Raw genomic sequence first — 15,840 nt, 5'->3', positions numbered from 1 at the left:
TCGTCATGGCCAAGCCTGGATTTCGCCTCGCGCTGTTTGCCACGTTGCTGGCGCTGATTGTCGTGCTGCTCGGCGCCTACACACGCCTGACCCACGCCGGCCTGGGTTGCCCGGACTGGCCGGGTTGCTATGGCTTTATCAGTGTCCCCAACAGCGAAGCCCAACTGGCCCATGCCGAACTGCATTTTCCCGATACGCCGGTAGAGGCTGATAAAGGCTGGGCCGAGATGACCCACCGCTACTTCGCCGGCAGCCTGGGGCTATTGATCGCGCTGCTGGCGGCGCGCTCGTGGCGCCATCGGCGTGATCCGGGCCAGCCGGTGAAATTGCCCTTGTTTGTGTTGGCGGTGGTGTTCGCCCAGGCGGCCTTTGGCATGTGGACGGTGACCTTGAAACTGTGGCCGCAGGTGGTGACCGGGCATTTGCTGGGCGGCTTCGCCACCTTGAGCCTGTTGTTCCTGTTGACCCTGCGACTGTCCGGCGTGTTGCCGGCGCTGATCGTGCCCAAGCGCCTGCAATATTGGGCAACGGCGGGGCTGGTGCTGGTAATCGGGCAGATTGCGCTGGGCGGTTGGGTCAGCTCCAACTACGCCGCCGTGGCCTGTGTCGACCTGCCGACCTGTCACGGCCAGTGGTGGCCGGCGGCGGATTTTGCCAATGGCTTTCACCTGACCCAACACATCGGCCCCAATTACCTGGGCGGCCAGCTCGACAGCGAGGCGCGCACGGCGATCCACCTGACTCATCGCATCGGCGCAGTGCTGGTCACCCTGGTATTGCTGGGCCTGGCCTGGCAACTGCGAGCCGTGGGCATGACGCGGCTGGCGGGCTTGCTGCTGATCGTCCTGGCCGCGCAAATCAGCCTGGGGGTGAGCAATGTGGCGTTGGGCCTGCCGCTGCCAGTGGCGGTGGGCCATAACGCGGGCGGCGCGGCCTTGTTGCTGAGCCTGGTACTGGTCAATTACCACGCCCGCACCAGTCTGGTACGGGTTCGCAACCAGCTACCCTTCGGCTGGCGTTTCATCCCGCGCAAACAGGTGTCGGGCCTGATTACCCTTAAAGGAGAGATGCCATGGCGACCTTGATCGGCGCACGTCACGATCAGGCGATCTGGCGTGACTATCTGGAGCTGACCAAGCCGAAAGTGGTGGTGCTGATGCTGATCACCTCGCTGGTGGGCATGTTCCTCGCCACCCGCGCCGGGGTGCCGTGGACGGTGCTGGTGTTCGGCAACCTGGGCATTGCCCTGTGCGCGGGTGGCGCGGCGGCGGTGAACCATGTGGTCGACCGGCGGATTGATGCGGTGATGGCCCGCACCCATAAACGGCCGATGGCTGAGGGGCGTGTAGCACCGATTGCGGCGTTAGCGTTTGCATTGTTTCTGGCTGTTGCAGGGTTGGCCCTGCTACTGGCGTTCACCAACCCGTTGGCGGCCTGTCTGACGTTGGCTTCGCTGCTCGGTTATGCGGTGATCTACACCGGCTTTCTCAAGCGTGCGACGCCACAGAATATCGTCATCGGCGGCCTCGCTGGCGCCGCGCCGCCCCTGCTGGGTTGGGTCGCCGTCACCGGGCATGTGAGTGCTGAGCCGCTGCTGCTGGTGCTGATCATCTTCGCCTGGACCCCGCCGCACTTCTGGGCGCTGGCCATCCACCGCAAAGAGGAATACGCCAAGGCCGACATCCCGATGCTGCCGGTCACCCATGGCGAGCACTACACCAAGGTGCATATCCTGCTGTATACCTTCGCCCTGTTGGCGGTGAGCCTGATGCCCTACGTCATCCATATGAGCGGCCTGCTCTACCTGGCCTGTGCCCTGGTATTGGGCGCGCGCTTTCTGCAATGGGCCTGGGTGCTGTACCGTGGCAGCCAGCCGCACGCGGCGATCAACACGTTCAAGTACTCTATCTGGTACCTGTTCCTGTTGTTTATCGCCCTGCTCGTAGACCACTACTTACTGTTGAACCTATGACTCGAACTCAAAAAACCGTCTTCATCCTCGTGGCCCTGGTGGCGTTGATCATGGGCCTGACCGTCAACAAAGTGCTCTCGGGCAAAGGCCAGGGCGACCCCACTGCGCTGATCGACGCGGGCATCATCCTGCTGCCGCAAAGCCGCCAGCTGCCGCCGGTGAGCATGACCAACCAGGACGGCCAGCCGGTGCTGGTCAATGAGTTGAAAGGCAAGTGGAGCCTGCTGTTTTTTGGCTACACCTTTTGCCCGGACATTTGCCCGACCACCCTCGCCCAGCTGCGCCAGATCAAGAGCGAGCTGCCCAAAGAGGTTGTGGATAAGTTGCAGGTGATCCTGGTCAGCGTCGACCCTCACCGCGATACCCCGACGCAGCTCAAGCAATACCTGGGCTACTTCGATCCGCAGTTCGAAGGCCTGACCGGCGCGAATGTGGAGGATGTGCAGAAGGTCTCGAATGCGGTGAGCATTCCCTTCATTCCGGCGGATACCAGCAAGCCGAACTACACCGTCGACCACAGCGGCAACCTGGCGCTGATCGGGCCGGATGGTACGCAGCGCGGGTTTATTCGTGCGCCGTTGAATAACCAGAAGCTGGTGGCGCAGTTGCCGGGGTTGCTACAGCGTAAATAAAAGCAACACAAAACAAATGTGGGAGGGAGCAAGCCCCCTCCCACATTTTTGATCCTCAGTGTTTTGGAGATCTAGGTGGATCAGAACGCCGGCTTGATCGCGCCTTTGTACTTCTCTTCGATGAATTTCTTCACTTCCGGCGTGTGCAGGGCTGCAACCAGCTTCTTCACCGCGTCCGAATCCTTGTTGTCTTCGCGGGTCACCAGGATGTTTACGTAAGGCGAGTCGCTGCCTTCGATCACCAGGGCGTCCTTGGACGGGTCCAGCTTGGCTTCAAGGGCGTAGTTGGTGTTGATCAGCGCCAGGTCGACCTGGGTCAGCACGCGCGGCAGGGTGGCGGCTTCCAGTTCGCGGAACTTGAGTTTTTTATCGTTGACAGTGATGTCCTTGATGGTCGACAGGATGTTGGTCGGGTCCTTCAGGGTGATCAGGCCGTTCTTGGCCAGTAGCAACAGCGCACGGCCGCCGTTGGTGGCGTCGTTCGGGATCACCACGTTGGCGCCGTCAGGCAGGTCGGCCAGTGTCTTGTGCTTGCTGGAGTAAGCGCCCAGTGGCTCCAGGTGCACGCCGCCAACGCTCACCAGGTGAGTGCCCTTGGCTTTGTTGAATTCATCCAGGTACGGCTGGTGCTGGAAGAAGTTGGCGTCCAGGCGCTTTTCAGCGACTTGCACGTTGGGCTGCACGTAGTCGGTGAAGACTTTGACCTGCAAATCCACGCCTTCTTTGGCAAGGGCAGGCTTCACGAATTCGAGGATTTCCGCATGCGGTACAGGCGAGGCTGCAACCGTGAGGGTCTCGGCAGCGTGGGCGGAAAACGCGGCAACGGCAGCGAAGGCAACCAGTAGTTTTTTCATCCAGCAAGCTCCTTGTTCGGGCATCTGCCGGCTGTGGGCCGGCAATGGCCGTTATTTTCGAGAAAAGTGCACCACCAGCCTGTCGCCGACGGTTTGCAGAATTTGCACCAGAATCAACAACATCACCACCGTGACTACCATTACATCGGTCTGGAAGCGCTGGTAGCCAAAGCGGATCGCCAGGTCACCCAGGCCACCTGCACCTACCACGCCGGCCATGGCCGTGTAGGAAACCAGTGTAATCGCCGTCACTGTAATCGCCGCGAAAATGCCAGGGCGGGCCTCGGGCAACAACGCGTTGGTGATGATCTGACGGGTGCTGGCCCCCATTGATTGGGTGGCTTCGATGATGCCGCGGTCCACTTCACGCAGGGCGGTTTCCACCAGGCGCGCAAAGAATGGCGTGGCGCCTACCACCAGAGGTGGGATCGCACCGGCCACACCCAACGACGTGCCAGTGATCAGCACGGTGAACGGGATCATCACGATCAACAGAATGATGAACGGCAGCGAACGCAGGATATTCACAATCAGCGACAGCAGCGCATACAGGCCTTTCTGTTCGAACAGTTGGCGCGGGCTGGTCAAAAACAGCAGCACACCCAGGGGCAGGCCAAGCAGCACGGTGAAGAACAGCGAGCCGAACAGCATGGTCATGGTATCGCCGGTGGCGAGCCAGATTTCAGACCAGTCGATATTGGCGAAGAAACTCATCAGGACTTCCATTAGCGCAGGACCTCCATGTGGACGTCGGCGGCGGTGAAGCGTGCAAACGCGGCTTCCATGTCACCACCGGTGACGGCAAGGGTCAGTTGCCCGTAAGGGATGTCTTTGATGCGGTCGATACGACCGGCCAGGATGCTGTAGTCCACACCCGTTTCCCGGGCGACGGTACCCAGCAATGGCGCGTAGGTCGCTTCGCCCTGGAACGTGAGGCGCACGATGCGACCCGGTACATGGGCGAAGTCGTCATGCTGCTCGCCTTCGTCAACCTGTTCGGCTTCTTGCACGAAGCGTTTGGTGGTCGGGTGCTTGGGGTGCAGGAACACCTCGGCCACCGAGCCTTGCTCGACGATCACGCCGGCATCCATCACGGCGACCTGGTCGCACACGCGGCGGATCACGTCCATTTCATGGGTGATCAGCACGATGGTCAGGTTCAGCTCGCGGTTGATCTCGGCCAGCAGTTGCAGGACCGACGCGGTGGTTTGCGGGTCGAGGGCGCTGGTGGCCTCGTCGCACAGCAGGATCTTTGGCTTGGTCGCCAGGGCACGGGCGATGCCGACGCGTTGCTTCTGGCCCCCGGACAACTGCGCCGGGTACTTCTTGGCGTGGTCCGACAGGCCGACGCGGTCGAGCAATTCGGCGACGCGTTGGTCGATGGCCTTGCGCGACAGGTCGCCGGCCAGGGTCAGCGGCAGCGCCACGTTGTCGGCGACGGTCTTGGATGCCAGCAGGTTGAAGTGCTGGAAGATCATGCCGACCTGCTGGCGGAAACGGCGCAGGCCGTTGGCGTCCAGGGCGGTGACTTCTTCGCCATCCACCGTGATCTGGCCACCGCTGGGCTCTTCCAGGCGGTTGATCAGGCGCAGCAGGGTGCTTTTACCCGCACCCGAGTGGCCAATCAGGCCAAACACCTGGCCGTTCTCGACGCGCAGGCTGGTGGGGTGCAGTGCGGGGATATCCTTACCGGCGACGCGGTAGGTTTTATGGACGTTTTGAAACTCGATCACGTAGCGAACCTTGTGGGGCGCATTGAAAAGGGATCAGCGGTTAGCCGGGCGCGCATTTTAGCCTGTCCGTATAGCGTTTCTTAGCATTTATTTCGTATTCATCCAGTCATTTGGCAATAACGCGATCAAAGGTCATAAAAAAGGAACGGTGCAAAACCCTGTCAGTCACTACTGAAGCAACTCGATTTCTCAGGTGCCGTGCCTGGGGTTTTGCTCAAACGAGCCGGGGACCGCTCTGGCCACTTTGAATAAGGAGTTTTGACTGATGAGTACCAAGAAGCCAGCCACCCCGTCCAAGAGTGAACTCGCGGGTACCGATACCCTGGACCGTGGCAACACCAACGCCAAGCTGCAAGCCCTGGAAGAGTTCCGCTCCGATGCGACCGGCCAGGCCCTGCGCACCAACCAAGGCGTAAAGATTTCCGATAACCAGAACACCCTGAAAGTCGGCGCCCGCGGCCCGTCGCTGCTGGAAGACTTCATCATGCGTGAAAAAATCACGCACTTTGACCATGAGCGTATCCCGGAGCGCATCGTGCATGCTCGCGGTACCGGCGCCCATGGTTACTTCCAGACCTATGCAAACCATTCGGCGCTGAGCAAGGCCGGTTTCCTGCGCAACCCCGAGCATAAAACCCCGGTGTTCGTACGCTTTTCCACCGTACAGGGCCCGCGTGGCTCCGGCGATACCGTGCGCGACGTACGTGGCTTTGCCGTGAAGTTCTTCACCGACGAAGGCAACTTCGATCTGGTGGGCAACAACATGCCGGTGTTTTTCATTCAGGATGCGATCAAGTTTCCCGACTTTGTCCACGCGGTGAAGCCTGAGCCTCACAACGAAATTCCTACCGGTGGCTCGGCCCACGATACGTTCTGGGATTTTGTCTCGCTGCAACCGGAGTCGGCGCACATGGTCATCTGGGCCATGTCCGACCGTGCCATTCCAAAAAGCCTGCGTGCCATGCAGGGCTTTGGTATTCACACCTTCCGCTTGATCAATACCGAAGGTAAGTCGAGCTTTGTGAAATTCCACTGGCATCCAAAAGTCGGCACCTGCTCCCTGGTGTGGGACGAAGCGCAAAAGCTGGCGGGCAAAGATACCGACTACCACCGTCGCGACCTGTGGGAAGCGATTGAAAGTGGCGACTACCCTGAGTGGGAACTGGGTGTGCAAATTGTGGCGGAAGAAGACGAGCACAAGTTCGATTTCGACTTGCTCGACCCGACCAAGATTATTCCCGAGGAGCTGGTGCCGATCACGCCACTGGGCAAAATGGTGCTGAACCGTAACCCGGACAACTTCTTCGCTGAAGTCGAGCAGGTTGCGTTCTGCCCAGGTCATATCGTGCCGGGCATCGACTTCACTAACGACCCTCTGCTGCAAGGCCGTCTGTTTTCCTACACAGATACCCAGATCAGCCGACTGGGCGGGCCAAACTTTCATGAGTTGCCGATCAACCGGCCTGTGGTGCCTTTCCATAACAGCCAGCGCGACGCCCAGCATCGCACCGTGATCGACAAGGGGCGTGCTGCGTATGAGCCGAACTCGATCGATGGGGGTTGGCCGAAAGAAACCCCACCTGCGGCACAGGATGGCGGGTTCGAAACCTATTACGAGCGAGTTGATGCCAACAAGGTGCGCGAGCGCAGCGAGTCGTTTGGCGATCACTTCTCCCAGGCTACGCTGTTTTACAACAGCATGAGCCACCACGAGAAAGAGCACATTATCGCCGCCTACAGCTTTGAGTTGGGCAAGGTGGAGCGTGAGTTTATCCGCGCCCGCCAGGTCAATGAGATCCTGGCCAATATCGATCTGGACCTGGCTAAGCGCGTTGCGCAGAACCTGGGCCTACCGGCGCCAAGCAAAGGTACGGTGCCGCCCGTGGAAACGTCGCTTAAAGAATCACCGGCGTTGAGCCAAGTGAATTTGCTGTCGGGCGATATCAAGACACGCAAAGTGGCGATTCTGGCGGCCAATGGTGTGGACGGCGCCGCGATTGCCGCGTTGACCAAGGCGCTGGAGGCGGAAGGCGCGCACGCCAAGTTGCTGGGGCCGACGTCGGCGCCGGTGACGACCGCCGATGGCAAAAGCCTGAAGGTGGATGCGTCGATGGAAGGCATGCCGTCTATTGCCTTTGACGCGGTGTTTATCCCCGGCGGCAAAGAGTCGGTCAAAGCACTGAGCGGTGATGGTGTGGCGTTGCATTACGTGCTGGAAGCGTACAAGCACCTGAAGGCGATTGCGGTGGCCAGTGACGCGAAGCCTCTGCTGGACCTGCTGAAACTGGAGGCAGATGCGGGGTTGATCGTGGGCGCCGAGGCCAAGGCGTTCAAGGCGTTCTTTGCCGCGATTGCCCAGCATCGGGTTTGGGATCGTGAGCCGAAGGCCAAGGCGATTCCGGCTTAATTTTCTGGCTGTTTGTTAGACCGTCATCGGGGGCAAGCCCCTCCCACATTTGAATTGTGAATACATTCAAGCGTGGGAGGGGCTTGCCCCCGATGTTTTTATTCCGCCTTGCGCGGAATCAGCACAACCTGCGCCGGAATATGTTTCAGAATTTGCCGGTGAATCTTCAGGTCATACCCCGAATCAATGCGCTTCACCCGTTTGGTCAGCAACGTCGCCAACCACGGGTAATCCTGGGTGCGCGGCGCCTGGATGCTCACATCGCACTGGTAATTCACCACGTCGGTAGCGATCGCATCCAACTGATGGCGCAGTTCTTCGATATTGGTCAGGTTCAGCGCCACGGTAGTGCTGGGTGCGGCCGGATCGATGACCTTGGCGGCGGGCTTGGCTTCGGCGGCCTTCAAGGCGGCCTCGGCTTTATCCAGCTCGGCTTTGCGCGCATGGCTGATGGCGCTGTTGACGCCGCCGGTGAGTGCGGGCGCCTTGGGCATCAGTGCACGGGCGCGGCTCAGGGCCGTGGCGGCGGCGTTGACGTCACCTTTTTGCAGCACGATCTGGCTGCGCTGCAGGTAGGCTTCAGCCAATTGGCGCTGGTAGGGCTCCAGCGTTGGGTCGTCGGGTGATTGCGCCTGCAACGCCGCGAGCTGGTCTTCGGCGGTTGCCAACTCGCTGCTGGCGAGGTTTTGCTCCAGCTGCGCGATGGCTGCAGCGCGTGCGTCCGGAACCTCGGGGGCCGCGGGCGGTGTGCTTTGACAGGCGCCCAGCAGCAGGGAAAATGCGGCAAGGAGCAGATAACGGGAGGTGAACGGCTTCATTCCTGCGACTCTCTATTTGCGCAAAAAGCGAGCAAGTCTACACCCCTCGACGGGGCAGGACAAAACTCAGCAGAAACAGGGCGGCCGCCGCAACCACAATCGACGGCCCGGCCGGTGTGTCCTTGAACCAGGACAGCGCCAGGCCCCCACACACTGCCAGCATCCCCAGGAAACTGGCGCCGATTGCCATCTGCTCCGGAGAGCGAGCGTGACGCTGGGCGGCGGCGGCGGGAATGATCAGCAGCGACGTGATCAACAATACGCCGACAATCTTCATCGCGACAGCAATCACCACCGCGATCAACAACATCAGGGTCATGCGCAGGGCTGGCACGGGCAAGCCTTCCACCGTGGCCAGCTCTTCATGCACGGTGATCGCCAACAGCGGGCGCCACAGGGCTACCAGCAAGACCAGCACCGCCGCGCTGCCTCCGAGGATCCAGGCCAGGTCAGTCGGGCTGATTGCCAGTAAGTCCCCGAACAGGTAAGCCATCAGGTCGATGCGCACTTCATGCATGAAGCTCAGCACCACCAGGCCCAGGGACAAGGTACTCGGCGCGAGGATGCCCAACAGCGTATCGGAAGCCAGCGGCTGGCGTTGTTGCAGGGTCACCAGCAGTACCGCCAGCAACAGGCAGCCCACAGTCACGGCGATGGTCGGGCTGACATCCAGCAGAAAGCCCATGGCCACGCCCAGCAACGCGGCATGGGACAAGGTGTCGCCGAAATAGGCCATGCGTCGCCAGACCACGAACGAACCCAATGGGCCCGCCACCAGTGCCAGAGCCAAGCCTGCCAGCAGGGCGTAGAGCAGAAAATCAGCCATGCTTGCAGCTATCTCCATGAACGTGAGGCGTATCGACAACGGCACCATGCAGGTCATGGGCGTGGTCGTGATGGTGGTGGTATATCGCCAGGCTCTGGGCGTTCTTGCCGAACAGTTCCACGAAGGCCGGGTCGCTACTGACCTGTTCCGGATGGCCGGAGCAGCACACGTGGCGGTTGAGGCAGACGACTTGGTCAGTGGTGCTCATCACCAGGTGCAGGTCGTGGGAGACCATCAGCACGCCGCAGCCATGGCGGTCGCGCAGGCGGGTGATCAGGCTGTACAGCTCGGCCTGGCCGGCGACGTCGACGCCTTGTACGGGCTCATCGAGCACCAGTAACTCTGGCTCGCGCAACAAGGCGCGGGCCAGCAGTACGCGCTGCATTTCGCCGCCGGAGATGCTTTGTACCGGGCTGTCGATCACCTGCTCGGCGCCGACTTCCTTGAGCGCGCCCTGGGCACGGGCGCGGTCGACACCAGGCACCAGGCGCAGAAAGCGCAATACGGAGAGCGGCAAGGTCGGGTCCACATGCAGCTTTTGCGGCATATAGCCCACACGCAGCTTGGGCTTGCGCCACACACTGCCGCTGTCGGGCTTAAGTAGGCCGAGTACGGCGCGCACCAGAGTGGTCTTGCCGGCGCCATTGGGGCCGATCAAGGTGACGATTTGCCCCGGTTGCACGCTCAGTGCGATGTTTTCCAGCACGTTTTGCCCGGCGAACGTGACCCCGACCTGTTCCAGGCGGATTAAGGCGTTGCTCATCAAGCCCCCTGGCAGCCCGCACACAGGCCGACCACTTCGACCGTTTGCCCCTCGACCTTGAAGCCGACGTCGGCAGAACTGTTGATAATGGCGTCACTGATGTTTTTTTGTTCCAGCTCGATGGCGGCGTGGCACTCGCGGCAGATCAGGAACTGGCCCTGATGCGTGTGCTGTGGGTGGTTGCAGCCGACAAAAGCATTGAGCGAGGCAATGCGGTGCACCAGGCCGTTTTCCAGCAGGAAGTCCAGCGCGCGGTACACGGTAGGCGGTGCAGCGCGGCGGCCGTCCTGCTCACTGAGTACGCCAAGAATGTCGTACGCGCCCAACGGCTTGTGACTCTGCCACACCAGCTCCAGCACCCGGCGACGCAAGGCGGTCAGGCGCAAGCCTTTCTGTGCGCACAGGGTGTCGGCCTCCGACAATGCGGTGTGTACGCAGTGAGAGTGGTCGTGGGGACGGCTGGCAAGCGGTGTTTTAGGCATGAGCGGCGACAGATATTTGATAGAGACGTTATTATGTTACCCGTTCCTACGCCATCGAGTGGTCATCGTGTCCCGACTTTTTCCCGTTTTTGTCGTATTTGTCACCAGTTTGTTCGTTGCGGGTGCCGCTCAGGCCGAGGTCAAGGTGCTGACGAGCATCAAACCGTTGCAGTTGATTGCCGCTGCTGTGCAGGACGGAGTGGCCATTCCAGAGGTGTTACTACCGCCGGGCGCATCGCCGCATAACTTCGCCTTGCGCCCATCCGACGTACGGCGTGTGCAGTCGGTGGACCTGTTGTATTGGATCGGGCCGGATATGGAGACATTCCTGCCGCGCGTGCTGAAAGGCCGTACGGCGGCAACCGTGGCCGTTCAAGACTTACCAGGGATGAAACTTCGTCGTTTCGGCGAAGATAGCCATTCCCATGCCGACGATGCCGACGTACATGACCATGATCATCGTCCAGGCAGCGTCGACGCGCACTTGTGGCTGTCGACAGTAAACGCGCGGGTGATCGCAACGCGCATGGCCTCTGACCTCAGCACCGCCGACCCGGCCAACGCCGAGCGCTATCAAAGCAACGTAAAGGCCTTCGATGAGCGCCTCGATGCATTGGATGCGCGGCTCAAAGCGCGCCTGGCAAGTGTCGGTGACAAGCCATACTTCGTATTTCACGAAGCCTTCGACTATTTCGAAGACGCCTACGGGCTCAAGCATACCGGTGTGTTCAGCGTTGCCGCCGAAGTACAGCCAGGTGCCCAGCACGTCGCGGCAATGCGCACGCGTTTGCAGGAAGTGGGCAAGACCTGCGTGTTCAGTGAGCCGCCGTTGCGTCCGCGATTGGCCGAGACGCTGGTGGCCGGGTTGCCGGTGAAGTTGGCGGAGCTGGATGCGTTGGGTGGCTATACCCCGGCTACCGCCCAGGGTTATGAGCAGGTGCTGGAGAAGTTGGGCAATGACTTGGCTGGGTGCCTGGAGTCGCTCTAACTATCTGCGCATAACCAATGTGGGAGCGGCTTGCCCGCGATGGCGGCGTGTCAGTCGACACCGCTATCGCAGGCAAGCCAGCTCCCACATTTTTTTGACCGAGTAGGCCTTTTAGAGTGCGAACGGCAGGTGGACATTGACCTTCTGACGCTGTGCCAGGCGATGTTCGAACTCAGCTGGATCGTGAATCAACACATCCTGCCCGGCAAACGACTCGGCCGCGATCAGTCGTGACAGCCAGAACCGCACGCACGCCACGCGTAGCATGGTCGGCCATAGCTCGGCTTCCTTGGCGGTAAACGGCCGCAGCCCTGCGTAGGCGCCCAGCAGCGCCCGGGCGCGTTGTCCGTCAATCACGCCCGACGCATCCGAACACCAGTCATTCAAGGCGATCGCCACGTCGTAGAGCATTGGTCCCGAGCAGGCATTGTAGAAGTCGATCAAACCCGTCAGGTGCGTGCCTTCAAACATCGCGTTGTCGCGAAACAGGTCGGCGTGCACGTTAGCTCGTGGCAGGGCGAGGATGTCGGCCTTGTGGGCTTCGATCTCGGCCAACGCATCATGCAGCAGGCGCTGCTGGGCGTCGTTGAGGTGCGAAATAAGCTGAGCGCCTTCACTGAGCATCCAATCCAGCCCGCGGTCGGTCTTGCGCTCAAGTACCTTTTCGCCTTGGGTAGCCAGGTGCAAGTGGCCGAGCAGGTCGCCGACCTGGACGCAATGTTGGGCGTTGGCGTCCTTGATGTGCTTGCCCGCCAGTCGCGGTTGCAGCAATGCCGGTTTGCCCTTGAGTTCGCGCAAAGCAATGCCGTCAGCCGTACGCAGGGCGTAAGGCACCGGCAGGTCGGCGTCGTGGAGTACATCGAGCAGTTCGATGAAGAACGGCATTTCTGCCACGGGGCCACGTTCAACCAGGGTCAGGACGAACTCGCCCTGCTCCAGGCTGATGAAGAAGTTGGTGTTTTCGCTGCCAGCGGCAATCCCCTGGAAATCAAGCAGGCGGCCGAGCCCGTAGGGTGCGAGGAAAGTTTCCAGCTCGGGCCGAGCCAGGGGGGTGAACACAGACATGGTTAAAACTGCCGTTACGGGCGCTGCCGTGGGCAGCGCCGGTTAAAATTAAGAAATCATTTCCATTCGAAGATCTTCCATGACGGGATCAGCATATCCGGCTGGTCAGAGCGGATGAAGTTCGCATCGGTTCCGTCCGCACGTACCAGGAAATACGCGGGAGCCCCCTTCGGGGTGACCTTGATTGCATACAGGAAACCGTTTTGGCGGTATTCCTGGATAGTCTTGTCGCCTTCCGTGCGAATGGTAACTTCCGGATCACCCCCAGGGGCACTGTCTGCCGCCATGGCAGCCATCGGAGCGAGTGCAATCAAGCCGGTCAACAGCAGGCGATTGAATGTACGCATGATAACCTTGTCCCTTTGTTTTCATTGGTCCGGCTATTCTAGCGCCTGACCCGCCGAAAAGGTTGATCCTGCTCATGAGCCAATCGCCCCTCGTCCTGGTGGACGGTTCTTCTTATCTGTACCGCGCCTTCCACGCGCTGCCACCGCTGACCACCTCCAAAGGCCTGCCGACCGGTGCGGTCAAGGGCGTGTTGAACATGCTCAAAAGCCTGCGCAAGCAGTATCCGGACAGCCCGTTCGCGGTGGTTTTCGACGCCAAGGGTGGGACCTTTCGCGATGAGATGTATGCCGAATACAAGGCCAACCGCCCGAGCATGCCCGATGACATGCGCCTGCAGATCGAGCCGCTGCACCAGAGCGTGATGGCCCTGGGCTTTCCGTTGCTGTGCGTCGAGGGCGTCGAGGCCGATGACGTGATCGGCACCCTGGCCCGCAGCAGCGCGGCGGCCAGCCGCCCGGTGGTGATTTCGACCGGTGACAAGGACATGGCGCAGCTGGTGGACGGGCACATTACCTTGGTCAACACCATGACCGGTAGCGCGATGGACATCGAGGGCGTAAAGGAGAAATTCGGCGTCGCTCCGGAGCAGATCATCGACTATCTGGCGTTGATGGGTGATTCATCCGATAACATCCCAGGCGTTCCGGGCATTGGTCCGAAGACCGCCTCCGGTTTGCTGGTGGGGGTCAATGGCGGCCTCAAAGAGCTTTATGAGCAGTTGGATATTGTGCCGACCCTGCCTATCCGTGGGGCCAAGACCCTGCCAGCCAAGCTGCAAGAGCATAAGGAGATGGCATTCCTGTCCTATCAGTTGGCGACGATCAAGGTCGATGTGCCGCTGGACGTGGGCCTGGATGACCTGCACCTGATCGAGCCGGATCGCGAGAAGCTGCTGGAGCTGTACACGCTGCTTGAGTTCAAGAGCTGGTACGAAGAGATCCAGCGCGATGCCAAGCGGGTCGAGCTCAAGGCTTCTACCGAGGCTGCGCCTGCCGTCGAAGCCATCGTCGAGGTTGCGGCGGCGGTGCCTGTAGAGGCGACTTACACCACCATCCTCGACCAGGCGACATTCGATAGCTGGTTGAAAAAGCTCAATGGGGCGCCGCTGTTTGCCTTCGATACCGAAACCACTGGCGTCGACGCCCAGCAGGCGCAGTTGGTGGGCGTTTCTTTTGCCGTGCAGCCCCATGAAGCGGCCTATATTCCGTTGACTCATTCGTACATCGGGGCTCCGCAGCAGTTGGACCGTGACACTGTGCTGCTGGCCCTGAAACCGTTGTTGGAAGACCCAGCCAAGCTCAAGGTCGGCCAGCACGCCAAGTTCGACATGAACATCCTGGCCAACTGCGCCATCGGTGGTGACCCGACGCAGGGCATTACCGTGCGTGGTATTGCCTTCGACACCATGCTTGAATCCTACGTGCTGAACTCCACTGCCACCCGCCATGACATGGACAGCCTGGCGAAAAAGTACCTGGACTACGACACCGTCAGCTTCCAGGACATTGCCGGCAAAGGCGCCAAGCAGCTGACGTTCGATCAGATCCCGCTCGAGCAGGCCGGCCCTTACGCGGCTGAAGATGCCGACGTGACACTGCGCCTGCACCAGGCATTGCACGCACAACTGGCGGCGATCCCGAGCCTGGCCAGTGTGCTGACGGATATCGAGATTCCGTTGGTACCGGTGCTGGCGCGTATCGAGCGCCAGGGTGCGTTGGTGGATAAGGATCTGCTGGGCATCCAGAGCATCGAGCTGGGTAACAAGATGGTTGAACTGGAGCGCCAGGCGTTCGAGATCGCCGGCGAAGAATTCAACCTGGGTTCACCCAAGCAGCTTGGGGCTATTCTCTACGAAAAGCTGGGCTTGCCGGTGTTGAAGAAGACCGGCAAGGGCCAGGCGTCCACCGCCGAGGAAGTGCTGGCCAAGCTGGCCGAAGATGACTTCCTGTTGCCCAAGGTGCTGATGCAGTACCGCAGCATGAGCAAGCTCAAGAGCACATACACCGACCGTCTGCCCGAACAGATCAACCCGCGTACCGGGCGCATTCACACGTCTTATCATCAGGCCGTGGCGGCGACCGGGCGCCTGTCTTCCAGCGATCCGAACTTGCAGAACATCCCGGTGCGCACTGCCGAAGGGCGGCGGATTCGCCAGGCATTTGTCGCGCCCAAGGGCTACAAACTGCTGGCGGCGGACTATTCGCAGATCGAGTTGCGGATCATGGCGCACTTGTCCAAGGACGAGGGCCTGATGAATGCCTTCCGCAACAATCTGGATGTGCACACGGCCACGGCGGCCGAGGTCTTCAAGGTTGAGTTGGCTGAGGTCACGTCCAACCAGCGCCGAAGCGCCAAGGCGATCAACTTTGGCCTGATTTACGGCATGGGTGCCCAGAAGCTCGGCAAGGACATCGGCGTCGATACCAAGACTGCCAAGGCTTATATCGACGTGTACTTCGCGCGCTATCCAGGCGTTCGCGAATACATGGAGCGCACCCGCGCCCAGGCGGCGGACCAAGGCTATGTGGAGACTTTCTTCGGGCGGCGCCTGTATTTGCCGGATATCAATTCCAACAAACCTCAGGAGCGCGCGGCGGCCGAGCGCACCGCGATCAACGCACCCATGCAGGGCACGGCAGCGGACATCATCAAGAAAGCCATGGTGTTGGTGGATAACTGGCTGACCGAGTCGGGCCTGGATGCCAAGGTGATCCTGCAGGTGCACGATGAGCTGGTACTCGAGGTGCGTGAGGATCTGGTTGTCGAGGTCAGCGAGAAGATCCGCGAACATATGAGCGCCGCAGCACAGCTGGATGTTCCGTTGGTGGTAGACGTGGGCGTGGGCGACAACTGGGACGAAGCACACTGATTCTGCGACTGCACCACCGCGTGCGGTGGTGCAGCGCTTTAGATCGGAAATCACCGTCAGTTATTTCCAATAGTTTTTCAGGC

Annotated in this window: 15 protein-coding genes; 6 read left to right on the top strand and 9 right to left on the bottom strand. The window is 60.6% G+C overall.

The genetic code is table 11. From position 1 onward, the window contains the following. Positions 1-5 precede the first annotated feature (5 nt). The 3 genes from JFT66_RS27645 to JFT66_RS27635 are packed head-to-tail and all read left to right on the top strand — an operon-like array spanning position 6 to position 2,604. Positions 6-1,085 carry a COX15/CtaA family protein gene (locus JFT66_RS27645; RefSeq protein WP_034116640.1) on the top strand — a complete coding sequence of 360 codons (1,080 nt, stop codon included), beginning with the start codon at positions 6-8 and terminating at the stop codon, positions 1,083-1,085. Then, a complete protein-coding gene (cyoE, locus tag JFT66_RS27640) occupies positions 1,073-1,972 on the top strand; it encodes a heme o synthase (protein ID WP_198860515.1) in 900 nt (299 codons plus the stop codon). The genes JFT66_RS27645 and cyoE overlap by 13 nt, the downstream gene beginning before the upstream one ends. Further along, a complete protein-coding gene (locus JFT66_RS27635) occupies positions 1,969-2,604 on the top strand; it encodes an SCO family protein (RefSeq protein ID WP_153837268.1) in 636 nt (211 codons plus the stop codon). Before cyoE ends, JFT66_RS27635 begins: the two co-directional genes overlap by 4 nt. A gap of 80 nt (positions 2,605-2,684) precedes the next feature. On the opposite strand, the gene JFT66_RS27630 is transcribed toward JFT66_RS27635, so the two are convergent. From JFT66_RS27630 to JFT66_RS27620, 3 genes are read right to left on the bottom strand one after another with little or no spacing between them, the layout of a single operon-like run. Next, a complete protein-coding gene (locus tag JFT66_RS27630) occupies positions 2,685-3,458 on the bottom strand; it encodes a MetQ/NlpA family ABC transporter substrate-binding protein (protein ID WP_198860514.1) in 774 nt (257 codons plus the stop codon). A 51-nt stretch (positions 3,459-3,509) separates the two neighbouring features. After that, positions 3,510-4,184 carry a methionine ABC transporter permease gene (locus JFT66_RS27625; protein WP_034116644.1) on the bottom strand — a complete coding sequence of 225 codons (675 nt, stop codon included), beginning with the start codon at positions 4,182-4,184 and terminating at the stop codon, positions 3,510-3,512. Then, complete coding sequence (locus JFT66_RS27620; protein WP_198860513.1) at positions 4,184-5,191, bottom strand: methionine ABC transporter ATP-binding protein; 1,008 nt, start codon at positions 5,189-5,191, stop codon at positions 4,184-4,186. Before JFT66_RS27620 ends, JFT66_RS27625 begins: the two co-directional genes overlap by 1 nt. Positions 5,192-5,456: 265 nt before the next feature. On the opposite strand from JFT66_RS27620, the gene katE reads away from it, so the two are divergent. Further along, on the top strand, positions 5,457-7,598 hold the full coding sequence (katE, locus tag JFT66_RS27615) for a catalase HPII (protein WP_198860512.1): 2,142 nt from the start codon (positions 5,457-5,459) through the stop codon (positions 7,596-7,598). Between the two features lie 98 nt (positions 7,599-7,696). On the opposite strand, the gene JFT66_RS27610 is transcribed toward katE, so the two are convergent. Genes JFT66_RS27610 through JFT66_RS27595 form a run of 4 tightly spaced genes read right to left on the bottom strand, consistent with a single transcriptional unit; the run spans position 7,697 to position 10,487 of the window. Then, positions 7,697-8,416 carry a PA5502 family lipoprotein gene (locus JFT66_RS27610; RefSeq protein ID WP_034116648.1) on the bottom strand — a complete coding sequence of 240 codons (720 nt, stop codon included), beginning with the start codon at positions 8,414-8,416 and terminating at the stop codon, positions 7,697-7,699. Positions 8,417-8,453: 37 nt separating this feature from the next. After that, the gene (gene znuB, locus JFT66_RS27605; RefSeq protein ID WP_034116649.1) at positions 8,454-9,242 is read right to left on the bottom strand and encodes a zinc ABC transporter permease subunit ZnuB; all 789 of its coding nucleotides are present in this window, start codon (positions 9,240-9,242) and stop codon (positions 8,454-8,456) included. Continuing rightward, positions 9,235-10,005: a zinc ABC transporter ATP-binding protein ZnuC gene (znuC, locus tag JFT66_RS27600; RefSeq protein WP_034116650.1), complete on the bottom strand. Its 771-nt coding sequence runs from the start codon at positions 10,003-10,005 to the stop codon at positions 9,235-9,237. Before znuC ends, znuB begins: the two co-directional genes overlap by 8 nt. Further along, positions 10,005-10,487: a Fur family transcriptional regulator gene (locus JFT66_RS27595; protein ID WP_034116651.1), complete on the bottom strand. Its 483-nt coding sequence runs from the start codon at positions 10,485-10,487 to the stop codon at positions 10,005-10,007. The genes znuC and JFT66_RS27595 overlap by 1 nt, the downstream gene beginning before the upstream one ends. A gap of 58 nt (positions 10,488-10,545) precedes the next feature. Between JFT66_RS27595 and JFT66_RS27590 the strand changes: the two genes are divergently transcribed. Further along, on the top strand, positions 10,546-11,475 hold the full coding sequence (locus JFT66_RS27590; protein WP_198860511.1) for a zinc ABC transporter substrate-binding protein: 930 nt from the start codon (positions 10,546-10,548) through the stop codon (positions 11,473-11,475). A gap of 111 nt (positions 11,476-11,586) precedes the next feature. On the opposite strand, the gene JFT66_RS27585 is transcribed toward JFT66_RS27590, so the two are convergent. Together JFT66_RS27585 and JFT66_RS27580 are read right to left on the bottom strand one after the other, a co-directional pair. Further along, complete coding sequence (locus JFT66_RS27585) at positions 11,587-12,540, bottom strand: homoserine kinase (RefSeq protein WP_198860510.1); 954 nt, start codon at positions 12,538-12,540, stop codon at positions 11,587-11,589. 56 nt (positions 12,541-12,596) lie between these two features. Continuing rightward, the gene (locus tag JFT66_RS27580; protein WP_034116654.1) at positions 12,597-12,887 is read right to left on the bottom strand and encodes a DUF2782 domain-containing protein; all 291 of its coding nucleotides are present in this window, start codon (positions 12,885-12,887) and stop codon (positions 12,597-12,599) included. A gap of 74 nt (positions 12,888-12,961) precedes the next feature. Between JFT66_RS27580 and polA the strand changes: the two genes are divergently transcribed. Next, positions 12,962-15,757, top strand: a complete 2,796-nt coding sequence (gene polA / locus JFT66_RS27575; RefSeq protein WP_198860509.1) for a DNA polymerase I — start codon at positions 12,962-12,964, stop codon at positions 15,755-15,757. The last annotated feature ends 83 nt before the right edge of the window (positions 15,758-15,840 follow it).

It is taken from the genome of Pseudomonas sp. MF6755 (assembly GCF_016405635.1).
GTDB classification, from domain to species: domain Bacteria; phylum Pseudomonadota; class Gammaproteobacteria; order Pseudomonadales; family Pseudomonadaceae; genus Aquipseudomonas; species Aquipseudomonas haemolytica.
This window is presented reverse-complemented; position numbering and strand designations above follow the sequence as displayed.